This is a genomic window from Sideroxydans sp., assembly GCF_054604835.1.
In genome coordinates, this window is record NZ_JBTSFG010000001.1 from 482,984 (window position 1) to 503,804 (window position 20,821).

Annotated in this window: 16 protein-coding genes; 8 read left to right on the forward strand and 8 right to left on the reverse strand. The window is 58.3% G+C overall.

Features of this window, described 5'->3' with window-relative positions; translation table 11 throughout:
• Positions 1 to 2,688 (reverse strand): bifunctional [glutamate--ammonia ligase]-adenylyl-L-tyrosine phosphorylase/[glutamate--ammonia-ligase] adenylyltransferase, encoded by a 2,688-nt coding sequence (glnE, locus tag ACYCZ5_RS02325; protein WP_461543153.1) that lies wholly within the window; start codon positions 2,686 to 2,688, stop codon positions 1 to 3.
• 104 nt (positions 2,689 to 2,792) lie between these two features.
• Between glnE and ACYCZ5_RS02330 the strand changes: the two genes are divergently transcribed.
• The 5 genes from ACYCZ5_RS02330 to ACYCZ5_RS02350 are packed head-to-tail and all read left to right on the forward strand — an operon-like array spanning position 2,793 to position 9,692.
• Positions 2,793 to 6,629 (forward strand): YhdP family protein, encoded by a 3,837-nt coding sequence (locus ACYCZ5_RS02330; RefSeq protein WP_461543154.1) that lies wholly within the window; start codon positions 2,793 to 2,795, stop codon positions 6,627 to 6,629.
• A gap of 33 nt (positions 6,630 to 6,662) precedes the next feature.
• Positions 6,663 to 7,529 (forward strand): carbon-nitrogen hydrolase family protein, encoded by an 867-nt coding sequence (locus ACYCZ5_RS02335; protein ID WP_461543155.1) that lies wholly within the window; start codon positions 6,663 to 6,665, stop codon positions 7,527 to 7,529.
• On the forward strand, positions 7,526 to 8,965 hold the full coding sequence (gene tldD, locus ACYCZ5_RS02340; RefSeq protein ID WP_461543156.1) for a metalloprotease TldD: 1,440 nt from the start codon (positions 7,526 to 7,528) through the stop codon (positions 8,963 to 8,965). Before ACYCZ5_RS02335 ends, tldD begins: the two co-directional genes overlap by 4 nt.
• A 6-nt stretch (positions 8,966 to 8,971) precedes the next feature.
• On the forward strand, positions 8,972 to 9,364 hold the full coding sequence (crcB, locus tag ACYCZ5_RS02345) for a fluoride efflux transporter CrcB (protein WP_461543157.1): 393 nt from the start codon (positions 8,972 to 8,974) through the stop codon (positions 9,362 to 9,364).
• A 1-nt stretch (position 9,365) separates the two neighbouring features.
• Entirely contained in the window at positions 9,366 to 9,692 is a 327-nt protein-coding gene (locus ACYCZ5_RS02350; RefSeq protein WP_461543158.1) for a DUF190 domain-containing protein, read from the forward strand.
• A gap of 4 nt (positions 9,693 to 9,696) precedes the next feature.
• Here ACYCZ5_RS02350 and ACYCZ5_RS02355 read toward each other — a convergent pair whose 3' ends face one another.
• The 4 genes from ACYCZ5_RS02355 to ACYCZ5_RS02370 all read right to left on the reverse strand — a co-directional run bounded on the left by ACYCZ5_RS02355 (position 9,697) and on the right by ACYCZ5_RS02370 (position 12,326).
• The gene (locus tag ACYCZ5_RS02355) at positions 9,697 to 10,089 is read right to left on the reverse strand and encodes a DUF2934 domain-containing protein (RefSeq protein ID WP_461543159.1); all 393 of its coding nucleotides are present in this window, start codon (positions 10,087 to 10,089) and stop codon (positions 9,697 to 9,699) included.
• Between the two features lie 92 nt (positions 10,090 to 10,181).
• Complete coding sequence (locus ACYCZ5_RS02360; RefSeq protein ID WP_461543160.1) at positions 10,182 to 10,937, reverse strand: fused MFS/spermidine synthase; 756 nt, start codon at positions 10,935 to 10,937, stop codon at positions 10,182 to 10,184.
• Positions 10,937 to 11,464 carry a DUF2937 family protein gene (locus ACYCZ5_RS02365; protein ID WP_461543161.1) on the reverse strand — a complete coding sequence of 176 codons (528 nt, stop codon included), beginning with the start codon at positions 11,462 to 11,464 and terminating at the stop codon, positions 10,937 to 10,939. The genes ACYCZ5_RS02360 and ACYCZ5_RS02365 overlap by 1 nt, the downstream gene beginning before the upstream one ends.
• 7 nt (positions 11,465 to 11,471) lie before the next feature.
• Entirely contained in the window at positions 11,472 to 12,326 is an 855-nt protein-coding gene (locus tag ACYCZ5_RS02370) for an NAD(P)H-hydrate dehydratase (protein WP_461543162.1), read from the reverse strand.
• Between the two features lie 74 nt (positions 12,327 to 12,400).
• Here ACYCZ5_RS02370 and purL point away from each other — a divergent pair, with 74 nt between their 5' ends.
• Positions 12,401 to 16,282 carry a phosphoribosylformylglycinamidine synthase gene (purL, locus tag ACYCZ5_RS02375; RefSeq protein WP_461543163.1) on the forward strand — a complete coding sequence of 1,294 codons (3,882 nt, stop codon included), beginning with the start codon at positions 12,401 to 12,403 and terminating at the stop codon, positions 16,280 to 16,282.
• Between the two features lie 74 nt (positions 16,283 to 16,356).
• Here purL and ACYCZ5_RS02380 read toward each other — a convergent pair whose 3' ends face one another.
• The 3 genes from ACYCZ5_RS02380 to ACYCZ5_RS02390 form a co-directional block, all read right to left on the reverse strand.
• Positions 16,357 to 17,610 (reverse strand): DUF6161 domain-containing protein, encoded by a 1,254-nt coding sequence (locus tag ACYCZ5_RS02380; RefSeq protein WP_461543164.1) that lies wholly within the window; start codon positions 17,608 to 17,610, stop codon positions 16,357 to 16,359.
• A gap of 52 nt (positions 17,611 to 17,662) precedes the next feature.
• Positions 17,663 to 18,466, reverse strand: coding sequence for a type I restriction enzyme HsdR N-terminal domain-containing protein (locus tag ACYCZ5_RS02385; RefSeq protein WP_461543165.1), 804 nt, complete (start codon positions 18,464 to 18,466; stop codon positions 17,663 to 17,665).
• Between the two features lie 227 nt (positions 18,467 to 18,693).
• Entirely contained in the window at positions 18,694 to 19,302 is a 609-nt protein-coding gene (locus tag ACYCZ5_RS02390) for a PAS domain-containing protein (RefSeq protein WP_461543166.1), read from the reverse strand.
• A gap of 310 nt (positions 19,303 to 19,612) precedes the next feature.
• On the opposite strand from ACYCZ5_RS02390, the gene ACYCZ5_RS02395 reads away from it, so the two are divergent.
• The gene (locus ACYCZ5_RS02395) at positions 19,613 to 20,269 is read left to right on the forward strand and encodes a thiopurine S-methyltransferase (RefSeq protein ID WP_461543167.1); all 657 of its coding nucleotides are present in this window, start codon (positions 19,613 to 19,615) and stop codon (positions 20,267 to 20,269) included.
• Positions 20,270 to 20,285: 16 nt separating this feature from the next.
• A complete protein-coding gene (locus ACYCZ5_RS02400; protein ID WP_461543168.1) occupies positions 20,286 to 20,819 on the forward strand; it encodes a histidine phosphatase family protein in 534 nt (177 codons plus the stop codon).
• Positions 20,820 to 20,821 lie beyond the last annotated feature (2 nt).

Sequence of the window (20,821 nt, forward strand, 5' to 3'; positions counted from 1 at the left end):
CTAGCCAAGCAGCGTCTTCCACAAGGTCTTGACCGCAGCGGTATCCAGTTCGCCCGGTTCTATGCGGGCAGGGGTCTTGTTCAAACGCATCTGATGCTGCAGCCTGCGTAATTCCCGGTAGTGCGCTTGCAAGGCGCTACTGATGCCCTGATCGATCAGTTTCAGTTCGGCCGCCGTCTGCAGCAAGGCCAGATTGCCGATGTTCATTGTCAATTGCGGATAGCGGGATGCATAAGCCAGCACGATGAACTGCACCATGAACTCGATATCCACCATGCCGCCACTGTCGTGCTTGATGTCGAACAACTCTGTCGGATTGGGATGCCCGTCGTGCATCTTCTGTCGCATCTCTTTGACATCCAGCTTCAATTTCTCGACATCGCGCGGCATGCACAGTATCGACTGGCGTATCTGGTCGAATCTTGCGCCCACAGCTGCGTCGCCGGCACAGAAACGCGCCCTTGTCAGTGCCTGGTGTTCCCACACCCAGGCATGCTCCCGTTGGTACGACTCGAAGGCTTCGGTCGAACTGACCAGCAGGCCGCTGTCGCCGTTCGGGCGCAGGCGCAGATCCACCTCGTACAAGCGCCCGGCGGCGGTGTAACTGGAGATCAGTGTGTTGATACGCTGTCCCAGTCGCGCATAGATCTGCCCGGCATCGGGATCGTTGTCTTCGTACAGGAACACCAGGTCGAGGTCCGAGGAATATCCCAGTTCCTTGCCGCCCAGTTTGCCGTAGGCAATCACCGCGAAACTGGGTTGCTCAACGTGCTTTTTGCGCGCATCGCGCCAGCACAGGCGCAACACGTGGCGCAGGATCAGGTCGGCCAGGTCGCTCAAGTGGTCGCTCAGATTCTCCAGCGGCAATACTCCTTGCAGATCCATCGCCAGCAGGTGGAAGGTCTGCACTTGCCTGAACTGACGCAATACATCCATCTCGCGTTCGGTATCACCGTGGTGGGCTTCGAGTTGTTGCAGCAAATGGGCGTCCAGCGCAGGCCAGTCCGGGGCCTCATACAGCTCCCGCGTGTCCAGCAGTTCATCCAGCAGGATGGGGTGTTGCGCCAGATATTCGCCGGCCCATGCGCTGGCACCCAGGATGCGCATCAGTCGCGGCAACGCCTGCGGATATTCGGCAAGAAAGGCCAGATATGCCGCGCGGCGGGCGATGGCTTCGAGCAGATTGAGCGCGCGATGCAATGCGTCATCCGCATTCTTTTCGGCTGCACACAACTTGATGAATCGCGGCACCAGACTGTCCATGCGTTGCCGGCTGATCTCCGGCAATTGCCGGTAGCGGCTGCTGCTGCGCATCTGTATCAGCATGTCGGCGAGTTCGGTCGTTCCGGTATATCCGGCGGTGCCAAGTTGCGTCGCCAACACATCGCGATCACTGTTCTCATGCCAGATGCCGTCGTCGCTTTGTCCCTGCTTGCTGCCGAACACAGCCTCGAACTGCTTGCTGACGAATTCGCGTAGCGGTGCCAGCTCGGCCAGTAGTGCGGCATAGTCGGCATACCCCATGGCGCGCGCGATGATGGCTCTTTGCTCGTCGCCTTCCGGCAGCATCTGTGTCTGTTGGTCGTCCAGATATTGCAAACGGTGTTCCAGATTGCGCAGAAACACGTAACTATCATCCAGGCGCTGCGCCACATCTGCCTGTAGTTCGCCTTCTTGTGCGAGCAGCTGTAATACCTTGCGGGTCGGTTTGATGCGCAGCCGCGCGTCCCGCCCGCCGCGTATCAACTGGAACACCTGCGCGATGAATTCGATCTCGCGTATGCCGCCGGAACCGAGTTTGATATTGTCCTGCCGGTCGCGGCGCACGACTTCGGCGCGTATCTGCGCATGCAGTTTGCGCATGGAATCGAAAGCGCCGAAATCCAGATATTTGCGGAACACGAAAGGCTGCGCCAATTGTTCCAGTTCGGCGATGCGTGTGTCGCCGGAGGGGGAGATGACGCGTGCCTTGATCCAGGCATAACGTTCCCACTCGCGCCCCTGTGCCACCAGATATTCCTCCAGTGCAGCGAAACTCATCGCCAGCGGGCCGCTGTCGCCGTAGGGGCGCAGCCGCATATCGACGCGGAACACGTAGCCGTCGGCGGTGAGGTCGTTCACCAGCGCGATCACCTTGCGTCCCAGCCGGCTGAAGAACTCGTGATTGGAAAGGGTGCGGGCACCGTTCGTCTCACCTTCTTCCGGGTAGACGAAGATGAGGTCGATGTCGGATGAGACATTGAGTTCGCCGCCGCCCAGTTTGCCCATGCCGATCACCAGCATCTGTTGCGGCGCACCGCTTTCCGCGCCGACCGGTTGGCCGAATTGGGCGCTCAGGCTTTCCATCATCAGTGTTTGGGCGCGTTGCACGGCCAGTTCGGCCAGCGCGGTCATGGCGCCCATCACCTCTTCCAGGCCGCACAAGCCGCCCAGGTCGCGCAATATCAGATGCAGCATTACGCGTTTGCGCAGCATGCGCAGGGCGCGCGAAAGCTGCGCTTCGTCGCCGGCGGGAAGTTCATCCAGCCAGCGCCGGATCAGATCCGCATCGGCAGGCGAGCGATGGCCGCCGCGCAAGGTTTCCAGCCAGCCCGGCTCCGCTTCCAGTAATCTGGAAAAATAGTGGCTGCACTGGCTGGCATGGCGGACGAGTTGTTCGAAATCGTTGCTAGGTTCGGGATTGTTCATGGCTGGTTTCGGTTAAAATAAACGCCGTACATTCTGCATCGCATTATAGTCTTCATGTCCCACAGCTTCTCATCTCGTCGCGAAATCCTGCGCGTCGCCGCGCGATGCTAAAACACGTACTCCGTTTTACCGCGATCGGTACATGGAGGCTTTCACGTCTGCTTTTCCTGTTTTTCGTACTGCTGGGCGCGGGCGGCCTGCTTACGCTGCGCTATTGGGTGTTGCCGGGCATCGAACGCTACCACTCTGTCATCGAACTCGCCGCCAGCTCGGCGGTGGGGCGGCAGGTCTCCATCGCGCATATCGAAGCGGATTGGCACGGATTCCGTCCGCGTCTGCTGATGTCCGATGTACGCATCCTGGACGAACAGGGCGCAACGGCATTGCAGTTCCCGCTATTGAGGAACGCGGTAGCGTGGACCACGTTGATTTTCGGTGAGCTGCGTTTTCATAGCCTTGAACTCGAAAGTCCTCAACTGCTTGTGAGGCGCGATGTGCAGGGTAACCGTTTTGTCGCAGGCATTTCGTCCAACGGGCAGGGCGGGCTGAGTTCGGATGCCAATAGCTTGGACTGGCTGTTGCATCAATCTCTGATCGTGGTGCGCAACGGCCGCATCATCTGGCAGGATGAGATGCGCAACGCGCCGCCCATCGCTTTCGAGAATGTCGATCTCGTCATCCAGAATATTCGTGGGCGGCATCGTCTCGCCTTGCATGCCACACCGCCGTCAGCTTTGGCCACGCCTGTCGATCTGCGCGCCAATCTGCGTGGTGACAGTTTTGCCGATTCGACGAGCTGGGAAGGCGAGGTCTACACCAGGATGGATCACACCGACGTGGGCGCCTGGCGTACCTGGTTCGACTTGCCTGCAGCCATGAAACAAGGCAGCGGCGGTGTGCGTCTCTGGTTGGGCATATCCGGGGGCAAGCCGGTGAAGCTGGATGCCGACATCGACCTGCGCGCTGTCAATGCGCGCCTGTCCGAGGACTTGCCCGAGCTGATGCTGCAGCGCATGCAGGGACGTCTGGGCTGGTTGCAGTCGAATGCGGGATTCCAGATGTCGAGCGAAAAACTATCGTTGCGCATGCATGATGGTTTTACCTTGCAGCCGACCGATCTGTTGCTGAATCTGACTGCCAAGAGCGGCTACCGCTCTGCCTCCGGCGAGATAAAGGTGAACGCACTGGAGTTGGCCGACATCAATCGATTGCTGGCTTATCTGCCGGTGGCGCAGGACATCAAACGCAAACTCACCGATTTTGCACCGCAGGGCCAGATACGGGATCTGCATCTGAGCTGGCAGGGTGACCTTGAAAAGTTGCAGCGTTATCAGGTGCACGCCCGCTTCGACAAAGTCGGACTGAAGCAAGTCGGTGAGTTTCCGGCTATCTCGGGCTTGAGCGGCACGGTGGACGGTAGCGACAGTGACGGGATACTGAAGATCGACAGCCGAAAACTGCGCATGCAGGCCCCGGGTTTCCTGTCCGAGCCGCTCGCATTCGACCGCATCTACGGCCAGCTCGACTGGCAGCGCAACAGTCAGCACGGCTGGGATCTCAAGCTGAACAAAGTGCTGGTCTCCAACGCGGATGCGGAAGGGACGGTGTATGGCAGCTATCAGATCAACGACGGCCCCGGCATCGCCGACCTGACGGTCAGCCTGACACGCGTCGAAGTGAAGAACGCCGCGCGCTACATCCCGATGCATGCCTTCAACGACCAGACCTACCGCTGGCTGCAGACCGGCTTGCAGGGCGGTATCGCCGACGCGTTCCAGATGCACGTGCGCGGTGACCTGAATGACTTTCCGTTCCCGGATAGCAAACAGGGGCTGTTCCGCCTGACTGCCAAGGCGAAAGATGTCGCCATTGAATTCGATCCCGGCTGGCCGCGCATAGAAAAAGCCAGTGCGGAGCTGCTGATACAAGGACGTCTGCTGGAGGTGAGGGCAGCCAAGGCCGAAACGGTGGGCGCGGCCTTGCAGAACGTGCGCGTCGCCTTGCCCGACACCTTGTCCAAATCCTTGGTGATGGAAGTCGACGGTGAGGCAGCCGGCCCCACCGAGCATGCGCTCGACTATGTCCGCAATAGTCCGGTGCGCGGCTACCTGAACGGATACACCGACGATTTCCACGCCAAAGGTCGCGGTCTGCTGAAACTGCGGCTGGATATCCCGCTTGCCGGGGATGGCGATACGCGCGTAAAGGGCAGCTATCGCGTGGACGGCAATGAGATCGATCTGGGCGGGAGTGTCCCGTTGTTGCGTCAGGCGAAAGGCAAGTTGACCTTCACCGAGCAAAACATCGCGGCGGAAGGTTTGACCGCGCAGATACTCGGCGGTCCGGCACGGGTCTCGCTGCGCAACGAAGGCAGTGTGCTGTTTGTGCGGGCGAACGGGACATTGGATGCGGATAGCCTGTACGACACCTATGGCTACCCCTTGTTGTGGCGTCTGCATGGCAAGACCGGCTGGCAGGCCGAGATCAGTGTGAAGGACAAGCTGGCGGATGTGAGCGTCAGTTCCGATCTGCAAGGTTTGAGTTCTAACCTGCCGCAACCTTTCGACAAGACGGTGGCACAGCGCCGCCCTCTGAAGTTCGCGTTGAAAGACATCGATGCGCGCAACAGCCGACTGGATTTTCGCTACGGCGATATCTTCAGGATCGGGTTAGCCAGAACCAGAAACACGGCAGGGCACTGGGACATCAAGCGCGGCAATATCCTGCTGGGTAAGGTGGCGGATGCACCTGAAAAGGATGGCATCTGGATCACTGGACAGTTGCCGTATTTCGCCTTGCAGGGATGGAGCGGCTGGTCATCCTTGCCGGATCGCGAAGGCGTGTTGCCCAACATCGCCGGTATCGATGTGAGCATCGATACCGTGCAAGGGTACGGCAGTGCGCTTCATGCGCTGCGCATACGCGGCAGCGGACGCAACGGGCTGATCAGCACGCGTTTGAACGCGCGCGAAGTGAGCGGCGATCTGATCTGGCAACCGCAGGATGAGGGCAAGCTATACGTGCGCTTGAAGCATCTCATGCTGGGTGAGACTTCCGATGTGGAAGTGGCCAAGCTTGCGCAGGATGCACCGCCTGCAGTGGCGGAAGAGATATCCATGCCGGAGATCGACCTGGTCGTCGATCAATTGACATGGAAAGGAAGGGAATTGGGCAAGCTGGAGATGTTGATGGATGACGTCGCAGGCGATGCCGTGCTGAAAACGATGCGCCTGACCAATCCGGATGGCGTGGTGAACGTCGGCGGGCGCTGGCGGCCCGCGCTGGGCGAGACGGAACTGAGCGCGCGTATCGAGATCGCCGATGCCGGCCGCATCCTGGCGCGCTCCGGCTATCCGGAAAGCCTGAGCGGCGGTGGCGGCCTGCTGGTGAGCGAACTGCGCTGGCGCGGTTCGCCGGACGCGCTGGATATCCCCAGCCTGAATGGCACTCTGCAATTGACCACCGGCAAGGGGCGCTTCCTGCAAGTCGATCCGGGCGCGGCAAAATTGCTGGGGGTGCTCAGCCTGCAATCGCTCCCCAAGCGTATCTCGCTAGACTTCACCGATGTGTTCACGCCCGGCTTCGAGTTCAGCAGCATCAAGGGCGGGGCGGTCATCGAGAACGGGTTGCTCAAGACCGACGACTTCGTGATGGCCGGATCCGCCGCCAAGGTCACCCTGCAGGGCGAGGTCGATCTGGCGCGCGAGACGCAGGCGCTTAAAGTGCGTGTCCTGCCGGCCATCGGTGATAACGTTTCGCTGCTGTCCTTTGCTGCTGGGCCAGCCATCGGGGTGGGGGTGTTGCTTACAAACAAACTCCTGCGTGATCCGCTCGATAAGCTGGTTTCGTTTGACTACAATGTCAGCGGCAGTTGGGCTGATCCAAAGGTGGAGCGGATCGGTTCGCCCCGTACGGAACTCGCACCGGATACACAACAATGAATTCCTTCAACGTATACAGAAAGCACTGACAACATGAGCTCTCTTGATTCCACTCAAGCCCGTATCGCCGCGCAGCAGAGCGCTTTCAAGGTCGCCGCCATCCAGATGGCTTCCGGTCCCAATGTCGAAGGCAACCTGAGCGAAGCGCGGCGTCTGGTGGCAGACGCTGCCGGGCAGGGCGCAAAACTGGTGGTGCTGCCGGAGTTCTTCGCCATCATGGGCATGAACGAACAGGACAAGGTCAAAGTGTGCGAGCAGCCTGGCCAGGGTCCGATCCAGCAGTTCATGAGCGAGACCGCACGCAAGCACAAGATATGGCTGCTGGGTTCCTTGCCGCTGGTGTCGAACACACCGAACAAGGTGCGCAACAGTCTGCTGGTGTATGACGAGACCGGCGCGCCGGTGTCGCGCTACGACAAGATCCACCTGTTCAACCTGACTCTGGGCAACGAAAGCTACAACGAAGCACAGACCATCGAAGCCGGTGACAAGGTCGTCGTGGTCGACAGCCCGTTCGGCCGTATCGGTCTGGCTATCTGCTACGACCTGCGCTTCCCCGAGCTGTTCCGCGCCATGAAGGATGTGGACATCATCGTGTTGCCGTCCGCCTTTACCGCCACCACCGGCAAGGTGCACTGGGAACCACTGATCCGTGCCCGCGCCATCGAGAACCTGTCCTACGTCATCGCCGCCGCCCAGGGGGGGTACCACGTGAGCGGACGCGAGACGCACGGCCACAGCATGATCGTCGACCCGTGGGGCCGCATCATGGATGAACTGCAGCGCGGTTCCGGCGTGGTCATCGCCGACGTGAACACCTCATACCAGAAGAGTTTGCGTAGCAGTCTGCCCGCCTTGACTCATCGCACCATCAGCTGCACCTGCTGCGACAAGACATGAGCGCCAGCACCCTCAAGATCGCCGAACACACCCTGCTGGACGCCCACGGCCTGAAAGCAGCCCAGTTGCAACAAGTGTTCGGCAACATGCTGACGCACAAGGTCGACTATGCCGACCTGTATTTCCAGTACAGCCGCGCCGAGAGCTGGTCGCTGGAAGAGGGCATCGTCAAATCCGGCAGCTTTAACATCGATCAGGGTGTGGGCGTGCGCGCAGTCAGTGGCGACAAGACCGCCTTCGCCTATTCCGACGACATCACCCTCGAAGCATTGCAACAGGCCGCCGTTGCGACACGCGCCATCGCGCGCCAGGGCGGCAACCAGACCGCGCCTATCCTGCGCCGCAGCAAGGCGCACGAACTCTATCTGCCGCAAGACCCCATCGCTTCGCTGCGCGCCGACGACAAGGTGGCGTTGCTGGAAAGACTGGAACGTATCGCGCGTGCACTCGATCCGCGTGTGACGCAGGTGATGGCCAATCTGTCCGGAGAATACGAAGTGGTGCTGGTGGCGCGCAACGACGGTTTGATGAGCGCCGACATCCGTCCGCTGGTGCGCCTCTCGCTGCAAGTCATCGTCGAAGGTAACGGCAAACGCGAACAGGGTTCGGCGGGCGGCGGCGGGCGTTTCGGTTACGACTACTTCAGCGAAGAGATCCTGCAACGCTACGCCAAAGAAGCCGTGCATCAGGCCGTGGTCAACCTCGACGCGCGTCCGGCCCCTGCAGGCAACATGACCGTGGTGCTCGGCAACGGCTGGCCCGGCATCCTGCTGCATGAAGCGGTGGGTCACGGACTGGAAGGCGACTTCAACCGCAAGGGCAGTTCCGCCTTCTCCGGACGTGTCGGCAAACGTGTGGCTGCCAAAGGCGTCACAGTGGTGGACGACGGCACCATCAAGGACAGGCGCGGTTCGCTCAATATCGACGACGAAGGAAACCTCACCCAGCGCACCGTGCTGATCGAGGACGGCATCCTGCGCGGCTATCTGCAGGACAGCATGAACGCGCGCCTGATGAAGGTGCCGGTCACCGGCAACGCGCGCCGCGAATCGTTCGCCCATCTGCCCATCCCGCGCATGACCAACACCATGATGATGAACGGCGACAAGACGCCGGAAGAGATCATCGCCTCGGTCAAGCACGGCCTGTATGCCGCCAACTTCGGCGGAGGACAGGTCGATATCACCAGCGGCAAGTTCGTGTTCTCCACCACCGAGGCCTACATGATCGAGGACGGCAAAGTCACCTATCCGGTGAAAGGCGCCACCCTGATCGGCAACGGCCCGGATGCACTGACACGCATCAGCATGATCGGCAACGACATGGCACTCGACAGCGGCGTCGGCACCTGCGGCAAGGAAGGGCAGAGTGTGCCGGTGGGTGTGGGTCAACCGACTGTGCGTATCGACGGACTGACCGTGGGCGGTACGGCCTGACACAGAATGCTGACGCTCAATGCCTTCCTCGCTGTCGGATTGGGCGCTGCATGCGGTGCCTGGCTGCGCTGGGGGCTGGGCATCTGGCTCAATCCCACGATGGCTGAATTGCCGCCGGGCACACTCGCCGCCAATCTGGTCGGCGGTTACCTGATTGGTGTCGCCATCGCGTTCTTCATGCAGCATCCCGGTCTGTCACCGGAATGGCGCTTGCTCATCATCACTGGTTTCCTGGGTGGCCTGACGACCTTCTCGACATTCTCGGCCGAGACTGTCACCCTGTTGATGCGCGGGCAGTATGCTTGGGCGTCCGGCATCGTCGCGGCACACCTCGGCGGTTCGTTGCTGATGACTGTGCTGGGGATACAGACTTTCAAATGGTTCAATGCGGGAGCGTGATATGCAAAGCAATGTCTATCTCAAGTTCTACCTGACCGAGAAACAACTGCATCAAAGCAAATCGATGTCCGAGTGGTTGCTGGAAACGGCACGTGCACTGGGTGCGCCGGGTGGCTCCGTGTTCCGCGCAGTCGCGGGTTTCGGGCGACACGGTCGCTTGCACGAAGAGACTTTTTTTGAATTGGGTGCGGATCTGCCGATACAGGTGGAGTTCGTGCTCGAACCCACGCGTGCCAACCAGTTGCTGGGCGTCATTGCGGCAGAGAATATCTCCCTGCCGTATGTGCGTTATGTCGTTGAGTGCGGCAACACTTTGCCGCAAGACTGAAGGATCACTTACCGGACAGCAGTGTCTCGATCTGGACTTCGGCGGCGATCCAGTAGTCCATCGCGCCACCGGCGAAGCTGTTCTTCTCAGCCAGGAAATAAGCTGCATCCTGCACCATGCGATAACGCTGCTCCGGTGAAGGAACATATTTCGCGGCGGGTTTTTTTGCGGCGACTTTCTTGGGAGCGGCAGCTTTGGCGGCGGGTTTTGCTGCCGTCTTCACTGCGGGTTTGGCTGCAGCCACAGGCTTCTTCGCAACGGCTTTCGGGGCGGCAACTTTTTTCGCGGCTGGTTTGGCAGCAGCGACCTTCTTTGCAGCAGGCTTGGCCACAGCAGTCGTTTTCTTGGTCGCAGTCGCGGCCTTCTTGGTGGTGCTTACAGATTTTGCAGTTGCCATGATGTTCCCCTTTTAATGAAATTCGGTATGCCGGACTACGCTTGAAAGCCCGTCGCTGACGGCGATTCTACACATTTCCTGTGACGCGGAGATTAAATCGTGAGCATGCCACCTTTGCAGGTATGGGCTTGTTCGATGCGGGTGATGGTCGGCAGCAGATTCAAGCCGGTTTTGTTCTTCATCTTCTCCGCATCGTCCTTCAGATCGTCCAGCGACATTTTGATCGGTTTGCCGCGTGCCGCGAAGGCGATGACGTTGCCGCTGTCGCACGACGGGAACGCCAGCGCGCGACCATCGAAGGTCTCTGAGATACGATCGAAACTGGCTTTGTAGCCGCGCGTGCGGCCGAGCAGATTTACCGCCATGATGCCGTTCTCGTTCAGACGCGCGTAACAACTTTCATAGAACGGCGAAGTGTCGAGTTCACCCGCGCGAGCATTCTCGTCGAAGCCGTCCACCAGTATCAGATCGAACTGCTTGTCGTATTCCTCCACGAAACGCGCGCCGTCACCGATCACGATGTTCAAGCGCAGCGGGTCTTCCGGCAACTTGAAGAACTGCTTCGCTGCCGCCACCACGCCGGGTTCGATCTCCACCACCGTCAGTTGCGACAGCGGATAGTTGCGGTACAAGAACTTGGTGATGGAAGCCGCGCCCAGACCGATCAGCAGCACGCGGCGCGGAAAGCGCACGCCGTCGCGCAGCAGCAGGCTGGCCATCATCTCCTTGGTGTATTCCAGTTCCAGATTCCACGGGCGGGCGATGCGCATCGCGCCTTGTATCCAGAGTGAGCCGAAATGAAGGAAGCGGACGCCCGCTTCTTCGCTGATGTCTATGGGATAACTCATTACTGTATTTTGGATGGGGTCGGATTAAAGGTTCTACGGGTCAAACGGCGTGCCAGTGCGAGCAATGCTTCCAGCATCAACAGAAAAGAGAAAGCGAAGCCCGCGCCAAAGAACAACGCGTCCTGATTCATCGGCAAGTTGTAACTGAACTGTCCCAGTGTCTCGTCGATCATTTCGCGGTCGCCTTGGAACATCACGCGGAAGGCCTTGACCGGCATACTCGCCTGCAGCGCAGCCAAATCCGCTTCGAAGCGTAACTTGCGTTGCACCATCTGTTCGAGGGCCGAGCCTTCTTCCTGAAACGGTTTCTCGCTGCTGCCGCGATGAAGCGCGATCAGTTTGTCCATATCGCCCGCGAAATATTTGTCGGCGATAACCTGGAACGGCTGCAGATTGACGGTGACTTCGCGCAGATGTGCATCCACGCGCTTCTGGTATTGATCGACGAAGTTCGGCACCTGCAGGCCGATCAAAAGCGCGGCGCAGGCGACGATGATCATCATGTAGCGGTAGAGCGGGTCACCCATGGTTATCTCAGTGGGGTGCCATCTGGTTCAACAACCAGCGCGCCCATTCGGTCACTTCGGTCGCGCTCATGCCCAGCGTGGCGACCTGTTCGGCCAGTGCATCGCCGGCCGCGCCGTGCAGATGCACTGCCAGCAACAGGGCTTCGTCGGCAGTCAGGCCCTGCGCAATGAAGGCGGCGACCATGCCGCTCAACACATCGCCCATGCCGGCAGCGCTCATGCCGGGGTTGCCGGTCTTGTTCACGTATACCTTGCCGTCGGCGGAAGCGATCAGGCTGTCCGCGCCTTTCAGTACCGCGCTGCCGTGATAGCGCTTGGCGATGTCCAGTACCGAGGCGACGCGCGAATCTTGCACTTCCTCTGTCTTGCTATGCAGCAAGCGCGCGGCTTCGCCGGGATGCGGGGTGAGCAGGGTGGGGCGTTTGCGCTCGAACAGCATGCCTCGCAGGTCGGGACGTTCGGACAGAATGTTCAGCGCATCCGCATCCAGCACCAGCGTCACCTCCAGCTTGATCGCATCGAACAGCAATTTCTGAGCGGGCATGCTGCGGCCCAAGCCGTTGCCGATGGCGACTACGTCCAACCCCGGCAGCTTGAGGGCGTCCTGCGCGCGGTACACCATCAGCTCCGGCATGCGCATATCCACGGCCGGCATCTTGTCCGCCAGCAGGCCGACATGTACCGCGCCCGCCCCCATTTTCAGCGCGGCACGCCCCGCCAGAAAGGCCGCGCCTATCATCCCGTCCCCGCCGCCGATGATGGCGACAGTGCCAAAATTGCCCTTATGGCTGTCTTTCTGGCGCGGTTTCAGGAAGGCGGCGACCTGTTTTTGGGTGATCGGGGTAGGGCGGGGGAGCTTCATGCGGTTTTCCTCGGGTCGTAGAGAGTCGGCTGCATTATAATCGCTGCCTGTTTTCAACGCCGTTTATCCAAGCCATGTTCCTCACTTCGACAGGTAAAGCCGCTCTTTCATCCTTCCGTCTCGACAAACTGCGTGCAGCCCTTGCTGCCACCGGCAGCGGCGTCACCCTCGAAGACACCCGACATTGCTACTTCACCGAGCTTTCCGAGGAACTCGGCGCAGACGAACAGGCGCTGCTGCAACGCCTGCTGAGCCTGGATGAACATGCCGCCGCACCCAAGACCGATGCCGCTACGCAGTCCGTGCTGATCGTGCCGCGCCTGGGCACCATCTCTCCCTGGTCATCCAAAGCCACCGACATCGCGCGTCATTGCGCACTGCCGCAGGTGATGCGCATCGAGCGCGGCGTCACTTATTACCTGAAGAGCAAGAGCGGCAAGCCACTGACGGCCGCCGAACAACAGGCCGTGCTGCCGCTGCTGCATGACCGCATGACCGAGTCCGTGGTGTTCGACACCGACGGTATCGAAGCGCAGATATTCCAGCACGGCACCCCGCAGCCGCTGTCCAGCGTGGACATCCTCGCAGGCGGTGCAGCGGCACTTGAAGTCGCCAACCGTAAACTCGGTCTGGCGCTGTCGTCGGACGAGATCGACTATCTGGTGGAGAACTTCAACAAGCTGGGACGTAACCCCACCGACGTCGAACTGATGATGTTCGCGCAGGCCAATTCCGAACACTGCCGCCACAAGATATTCAACGCCGACTGGATCATCGACGACGAACAGCAAGCCATCTCGCTGTTCGGCATGATCCGCAACACACACAAGCTGCACCCGGAAGGCACGGTGATCGCCTATTCGGACAACTGCTCCGTCATCGAAGGCGCGGCGTTCGAGCGCTTCTACCCGCGTGCGGACGGCAGCTACGAATTCAGCAATGAACTCACCCATATTTTGATGAAGGTGGAGACACACAACCACCCGACCGCCATCGCTCCGTTCGCGGGAGCAGCCACCGGCAGCGGCGGCGAGATCCGCGACGAGGGCGCGACCGGTATCGGTTCCAAGCCCAAGGCGGGCCTCACCGGTTTCACCGTGTCCAACCTCAACATCCCCGGTTTCGCCCAGCCTTGGGAAGCGGACGCCATCGGCAAGCCGGGCCGCATCGCTTCACCTTTGCAGATCATGATCGACGGCCCGCTGGGCGGCGCCGCGTTCAACAACGAATTCGGTCGTCCCAACCTCACCGGCTACTTCCGCACCTTCGAAGAGAAGGTGAACGGCGAAGTGCGCGGCTATCACAAGCCCATCATGCTGGCCGGCGGCGTGGGCAACATCAGCAACGACCACACGGCGAAATCCGATCTGCCCAAGGGCGCATTGCTCATCCAACTGGGCGGCCCCGGCATGTTGATCGGCCTAGGCGGCGGTGCGGCTTCTTCGATGGACACCGGTTCCAACGCCGAGAATCTGGACTTCGATTCCGTGCAGCGCGGCAACCCCGAGATGGAACGTCGCGCGCAGGAAGTCATCGACCGTTGCTGGCAGATGGGTAAGAACAACCCCATCCTCTCCATCCACGACGTGGGCGCGGGCGGTATCTCCAACGCCTTACCGGAGCTGGTGCACGGCGGTGGCATGGGCGCGCGTTTCGAACTGCGCGAAGTGCCGAGTGAAGAACATGGCATGTCGCCGATGCAGATCTGGAGTAACGAAGCGCAAGAGCGTTACGTGCTCGCCATCCCGGCAGAACGTCTGGAAGAATTCCAGGCCATGTGCGAACGCGAGCGTTGTCCGTTCGCCGTGCTCGGCACTGCGGTGGATGAAGACCGTCTGGTGGTGCACGACAACGAATTCGACAACAACGCTGTCGATATGCCGCTCTCCGTGCTGCTGGGCAAGCCGCCCAAGATGACGCGCGACGTGAAGCGCGAGCAAGTCGCACTGACCAAGTTCGACACCAGCGGCATCGCCATCAAGGACGCCGCCGAGCGCGTGTTGCGTCTGCCTTCCGTGGCCGACAAGACCTTCCTCATCTCCATCGGCGACCGTACCGTGGGCGGCTTCACCGCACGCGACCAGATGGTCGGCCCGTGGCAAGTGCCGGTGGCCGATGTGGCCGTCACCACCTTCGGTTACAACACCTATGCGGGTGAGACCTTCGCCATGGGCGAACGCACCCCCATTGCCGTCATCGACGCACCGGCTTCCGGTCGCATGGCCATCGGCGAAGCCATCACCAACATCGCCGCCGCGCAGATCGCCAAGATCGGTGACATCAAACTCTCCGCCAACTGGATGGCCCCCGCCGGTCACCACGGTGAAGACGCCGCGCTGTACGACACTGTGAAAGCGGTCGGCATGGAGCTGTGCCCGCAACTCGGCATCAGCATCCCGGTCGGCAAGGATTCCATGTCGATGAAGACCGCATGGGAAGAGGGCGGCGAGAAGAAGACCGTCACGGCACCGCTGTCGCTGATCATCTCCGCCTTCGCCCCCACACCGGACGTGCGCAAGACACTCACCCCGCAACTGGTGGCCGACACCGACACCGTGGTGCTGCTGATTGACCTGGGATGTGGCAAGAATCGCCTCGGCGGTTCCGCACTGGCACAGGTCTACAAACAAGTGGGCGACATCGCGCCGGACGTGGACGATGCCAACACCCTCAAAGCATTCTTCAATCTGATCCAGCGCTTCAATAGCGAAGGCAAACTGCTCGCCTATCACGACCGTTCCGATGGCGGCATGTTCGCCGCACTGGCCGAGATGAGCTTCGCTTCGCATGTTGGTCTGGATGTGATGCTGGACGAACTGAAGGGCGACGACCTCGAAGTGCTGTTCAACGAAGAGCTGGGTGCCTTGGTGCAAGTGCGCCGTGCCGATCTGGCCGATATCTTTGTGCTGTGCGAAGAAGCCGGTCTGGTCAATGTGCACGAAGTAGCACGCCTCAACACCAGCGGCACGCTCAACGTCATGCGCAACAAGCAGACGGTCTACGAAGAGAATGCCATCGTGTTACGTCGCATGTGGTCCGAGACCACCTACCAGATGCAGAAGCTGCGCGATAACCCGACCTGCGCACAACAGGAATACGACCGCATCCTCGACGCGAAAGACCCCGGCCTGCATGTGAAGCTGAGCTACGACGTGAACGAATACGTCGCCCCGGCCTTCATCAATGCACGTCCCAAGATGGCCATCCTGCGTGAGCAGGGCGTGAACGGCCATGTCGAGATGGCAGCTGCCTTCGACCGCGCGGGTTTCCAAGCGGTGGACGTACATATGAGCGACATCATCGCTGGTCGTGTGAAGCTGGAAGAATTCAAAGGGGTGGTCGCCTGCGGCGGCTTCTCCTACGGCGACGTGCTGGGTGCGGGCGAGGGCTGGGCCAAGTCCATCTTGTTCAACCCGCGTGCGCGTGACGAGTTCGAAGCCTTCTTCAACCGCAACGACACTTTCGCATTGGGCGTGTGTAACGGCTGCCAGATGATGAGCAACCTGCACGAGATCATCCCCGGTGCGGACAACTGGGCGCACTTCGGCCGCAACCAGTCCGAGCAATTCGAAGCGCGCTTCGTGATGGTGGAAGTGCAGGAATCACCCTCCATCCTGTTCGACGGCATGGCCGGCAGCCGCATGCCCATCGTCGTGGCGCACGGCGAAGGCTATGCCGACTTCGGCAACACCAAGCGCCTGCATGCCGCGCAGGAAGTGGTCACCCTGCGGTACATCGACCACTACGGCAAACCGACCACGACCTATCCGCTCAACCCCAACGGTTCGCCGCAAGGCATCACCGGCCTCACCACCGCCGACGGTCGCTTCAGCATCATGATGCCGCACCCCGAGCGCGTGTTCCGTGCCGTGCAGAACTCCTGGTATCCAAAAGACTGGCAAGAGAACGGCGCATGGCTGCGCATGTTCCAGAATGCTAGGAAGTGGGTGGGGTAGGTTGGGTGTTGTAGATGGAATGAAAAAAGGCGACCGGGAGGTCGCCTTTTTATTTGAAGCTACTTGTACTGCCACTATCTTAGTTTTGTAAGGAACTCCATCATTGATGGGGGAAGGCCTTCATCTTTAACTATGCCATCTCCAGTAGGGCGGAATAGCGCTGCCAGTACCGTATCGATATTTCCTTCTTTTGAAAGGCTATCATTACGAATTAGCGATAGATATGTTTTTGCCATTGTGACTCGTTCTGCAGCATCGTTCTCAAGATGCATATTACTCAAGAATATTCTCACAAGTAGACGCAGTACCCAAAAACAAAGGACAGCAACCATGATGAAGGCGGCGACATCCCATGAGGTTAGGAGCGAAGCAGAAATCTTGGATATTGTCGATGTGGCCGGAACTGATGATGTTGCTGCATCAACAGTTCCAGAAATATTTGGTTTCAGTGCGAGACTAATGGAGTTCATCGTCGAAGAAATAAATACTCCAGTAGCAATCATTCCTAGGATGACACTAGCGCCTGAAATTTGCGAAAGTGTTAAATGTTTTTTTCGTTTTGATTCCCAATACTCTACTGGTGCAGCTAAGGCCATATGTTGGTCGTAAGTATTCTTAATGTTCTCAAGTTCTTTTTCGGATGAATCGCGCTGTTTGTCCCATTCAGCAGATCGAGTTGACTGATTATTGTTAAATTCTTCTTGCTGAGAATTTTGCTGCTGAATAAACACCTCGTGTAACTCATTAAAGCGGTTGGTTTGAGTACGTTCTTCTTCTTGATAGTGAGTCAGTGCGGTTTGCACTTCACCGGCTAATCTTTTGAGAGATGAGGCTTCAGTTTTATATCGATCTTTTATGCCTCGCTCAAACAGTCCTTCTTGAAGAAGTGCGTTAATAATAAAACGGATGGGGGCGCCGCTTATTTCAATACCCATCCAGCTTGCAACAATGATTCCAGCTTCTAATATATGCCTTGTATCTCGAACTTCTTCAACAAACTTCCTCTTTGCAGAATTCGGTAGTAGCCATGGGAATTGACGAATTAAGTTTTCAAGGGCAGTACGTGCAGCAGTAAATTGATTATCTGCATGCGCTATGTTGTTCTGGTTTCGAAAGTTAATTGATTGCTGTAGGTGGTTAATTATTGCAGATGTACTCGAATGAATTTTTTGCCACGCCTGATTTGTAGAGTTCTGCCCCTGTCCGCTTAACCAACTCCATTGCTGTTGAAGTTGGTTAATCCAATTAATAATTTCTTCATGAGTTTTCCATTCATGAAGCCCACCTTCTTCGCCAAAGTTTGCTGAAAAATATGCCGTTTTGCTCATTACAAAATCCTTGAATAGGGGTTAGTGCAGTTTCAAAATGAAAGAATCAGCATCACAATGGTTTAGCTTGCGCAACTGGTGCAGATTCTTGCGGGTTCTTTTTTACTGCTGTTGCACGCAAAGATTTTGATGCAGCCTTGGTAATTTTCTTTCTCGCTTCTTCGGCTTTCTCACCTTCAATGACATCGCGCTTGATGACGTCATTCACGAGCACACCTTTGATTTGCTCGATGTCGATCTTCACGTCTGGCGACACACGGCGAAGCTCTCGGCGGATTACTTCCAGAACTGAATCTGATTGCAGCATGGCTCCGATAAAGAATTTGGAGAGGGCTTGTTGTTGGGTGTGATATTCGCCCAAGACGGATCGTTGCCATCCTTCCTTACACCACAAGTAGAGCAGATCAAGGTCGTGCAGACTGCGTGAGTTGAGTGTTGTGAAATCAATATCAACGATCAGTTCGCTTGATATTGGCTTGGCGAAGGTCAGGTGATAGACGCGCCAGCAGATGCCGTTGGTGAGCAGTACCCAATCAACGCCTTGGTTAGCTGCGTAATCGACGGCTTGTTTGACGTGCTGGTCTTTTAAATCCAGACCGATGGCTTTCACCTCGATGAGAGTTTGAAGGACGCCGTTGATCTTGGTGGCGAGGTCGCAGTAGGTTCCGCGAATGGCATATTCGGAAGTCAGTTCGGAGTATTTGTCATACCCGAAAATGTCTTGAAGCATGTCTTTGATGATGGTGACGGTATCTGCTTCACCTACATCGCGTGATTTTGCAGAAGCAAGGATCGTCTGGTATTTCTTGATGCCACTTACCAGACGCTCAGAAACTTTCTTTGGAATAGAAGCCATTGTGTTTCCCCTTTTGCGAACAAGTTATGAGCTGACACTGTTCCCGTCAGTGCGGGAATCTCGTCTTGCGTCGGCCTCCTGTTCCGGGGATCTCGCTGCGTGCCTCGCGCCGTGCGTGCGGGGCGATGTGCGTTGAGCGAATCTGCAAGTTGGTGCGAACTTTAGGGGGCAGGGTGGACGGTGTCAATCTATGTTTGCCCCCGGAAGGTTTCCTGTCCCACTAACTGTCAGAAGTTGTAGATGCCTATGTAGTGTGTGGTTTTCTGCTGTTCGTCCTTGATGGCGGTGATGGTGAGCCAGAAGGGGTGGAGGATGCGACCGTCCTTGTTCTTGATGCGTATCTCGCCGCACCATGAACCTCTTTCATGCAGTCGCTTCCACATCTGTTCATAGAAGGGTTTGTCATGCAGGCCGGATTTGAAGATGCGCGGATTCTTTCCAACAATCTCGTCCATGGTGTAGCCTGATTTGGCAAGGAACTTCTCGTTGGCCCGGATGATATTGGCATCGGCATCGGAGATGACGGTGGGGTCTTTGATCTCGAATGCGACTGCGGCGATGCGCAGATCGTCCTCGATCTGTCTGGATTCGGCGATACGCCTGATCAGGGGTCTGAAGATCAGATAGTAGAAGAAGGGGAAGAGCAGCAGAGACAGCAAGGTGGCATCGAGTAGGGTGTTGTTCAATCTGCTCATGGTCGGGAACAGACGCACCACTTCCATCACGAACACTTCGCTGACGAATACCGCTCCGATCAGGATGAGCAGTAACCTTTTTACCGACTGGATGGTGTCTTTCTTTGGTTTTGTTTGTGGTGCAGATGAAAGATCGGACATGATGGCCTCGCTATTGTTTGATTGCCATACTGACTAGACCGGCGCCGTTCTTGATCCATGCTGGGCTGAGAGGGGCCGGTGTGGTTCGCGATCGGGTGTTATCCCCTTTGCTTGATCGACTGTGCGTGTGATGTGCGTTGTGCGCATCGTTGCCTGAACTGTAGGCGTGGCAGTTATGGCTGTCAATGCTGCAAGCGGGGTTTTGTATGTCAGCTTGGTTGCTACACTCGAAGCATGCGATATTTGGCCCTTGGATACGCCTGCTATGCGTGGGATTCGGGGCGAACGGAAAACTGAATAGGGGAAAATTATGAAGAAGGAATTTTGGCTGGAGCGGTGGGAGCGGGCGGAGATCGGTTTTCATCAGAACGATATCAATCCGTATCTGCAGCAATTTTGGCCGACGCTGAAGTCTGCACAGGATGGCGATGTGTTCGTGCCCTTGTGCGGCAAGAGTCTGGATATGTTGTGGCTGCGCGGGCAGGGGCATCGCGTGCTAGGCGTGGAGCTGAGTGCGATCGCGGTGCGCGACTTTTTCTCGGAGCAGGGCAAGTCCCCTGCGCATACGCACAGTGAGAAGTTCGAGTGCTGCGAGGCGGATGGCATCCGCATCCTGTGCGGGGATTTCTTTGATCTGCGCAAAGAAGATATGGAACGTGTGAATGCGGTGTATGACCGTGCATCATTGGTGGCCTTGCCGGCGGATATGCGTGAACGTTATGCGCAACATCTGGCGGAGATATTGCCGTCCGGCACGCAGGTATTACTGGTGACTTTCGATTATCCGCAGGAGGAGATGCCGGGCCCGCCGTTCGCGGTGTCGGTGGAACAGGTGCGGGCGCTCTATGAGCAGTATGCAAAGATCGATCTGCTGAAGCAGGTGGATATTCTGGATCGGGAGCCGCGCTTCAAGGCGCGCGGTGTGACACGCATGCAGGAGAACATCTTCCTGCTTACGCTGAAGTGATAGTTGGGGTAGGTAGATGAAGGTCGTTCTGGTGCGCCACGGCGAGAGTGAAGGTAATGTGATCCACGAGATCAATGATGATCCCAAGCGAGTCGTGAATCTCACTGCGCGCGGCAGACAGCAGGCAGATGTAGCGGCCGAGCGTTTGCGCGGGATGCCGTTCACGCATGCATATGTGTCCGAGTTCCCCCGTGCGCAGCAGACGATGGACATCCTGCTGAAACACCATGCCTTGCATCCGGTGGTGGATGCGCGATTGAACGAGCGCATCTCAGGCATGGACGGGCAGCATGTGGATAGGTTCAACGATCTGGTGCGTCCCGACTATCTGCACATCAAACCGCCCAGGGGCGAGTCGTTCACCGAGCAGATGGAGCGCGTGTGCAGTTTTCTGGATGAGGCGGCAGCTCGGCATCCGCCGGCGATGGCGCTGGTGGTGTCGCACGAGAACCCGATCATCGCGGCGCTGACGCTGTTGAGCGCGACACCGGAAACGGCCTGTCTGCAGAAGTTGGACAACTGCGGCTCGGTCGAGATCGAGTGGGGATAAGT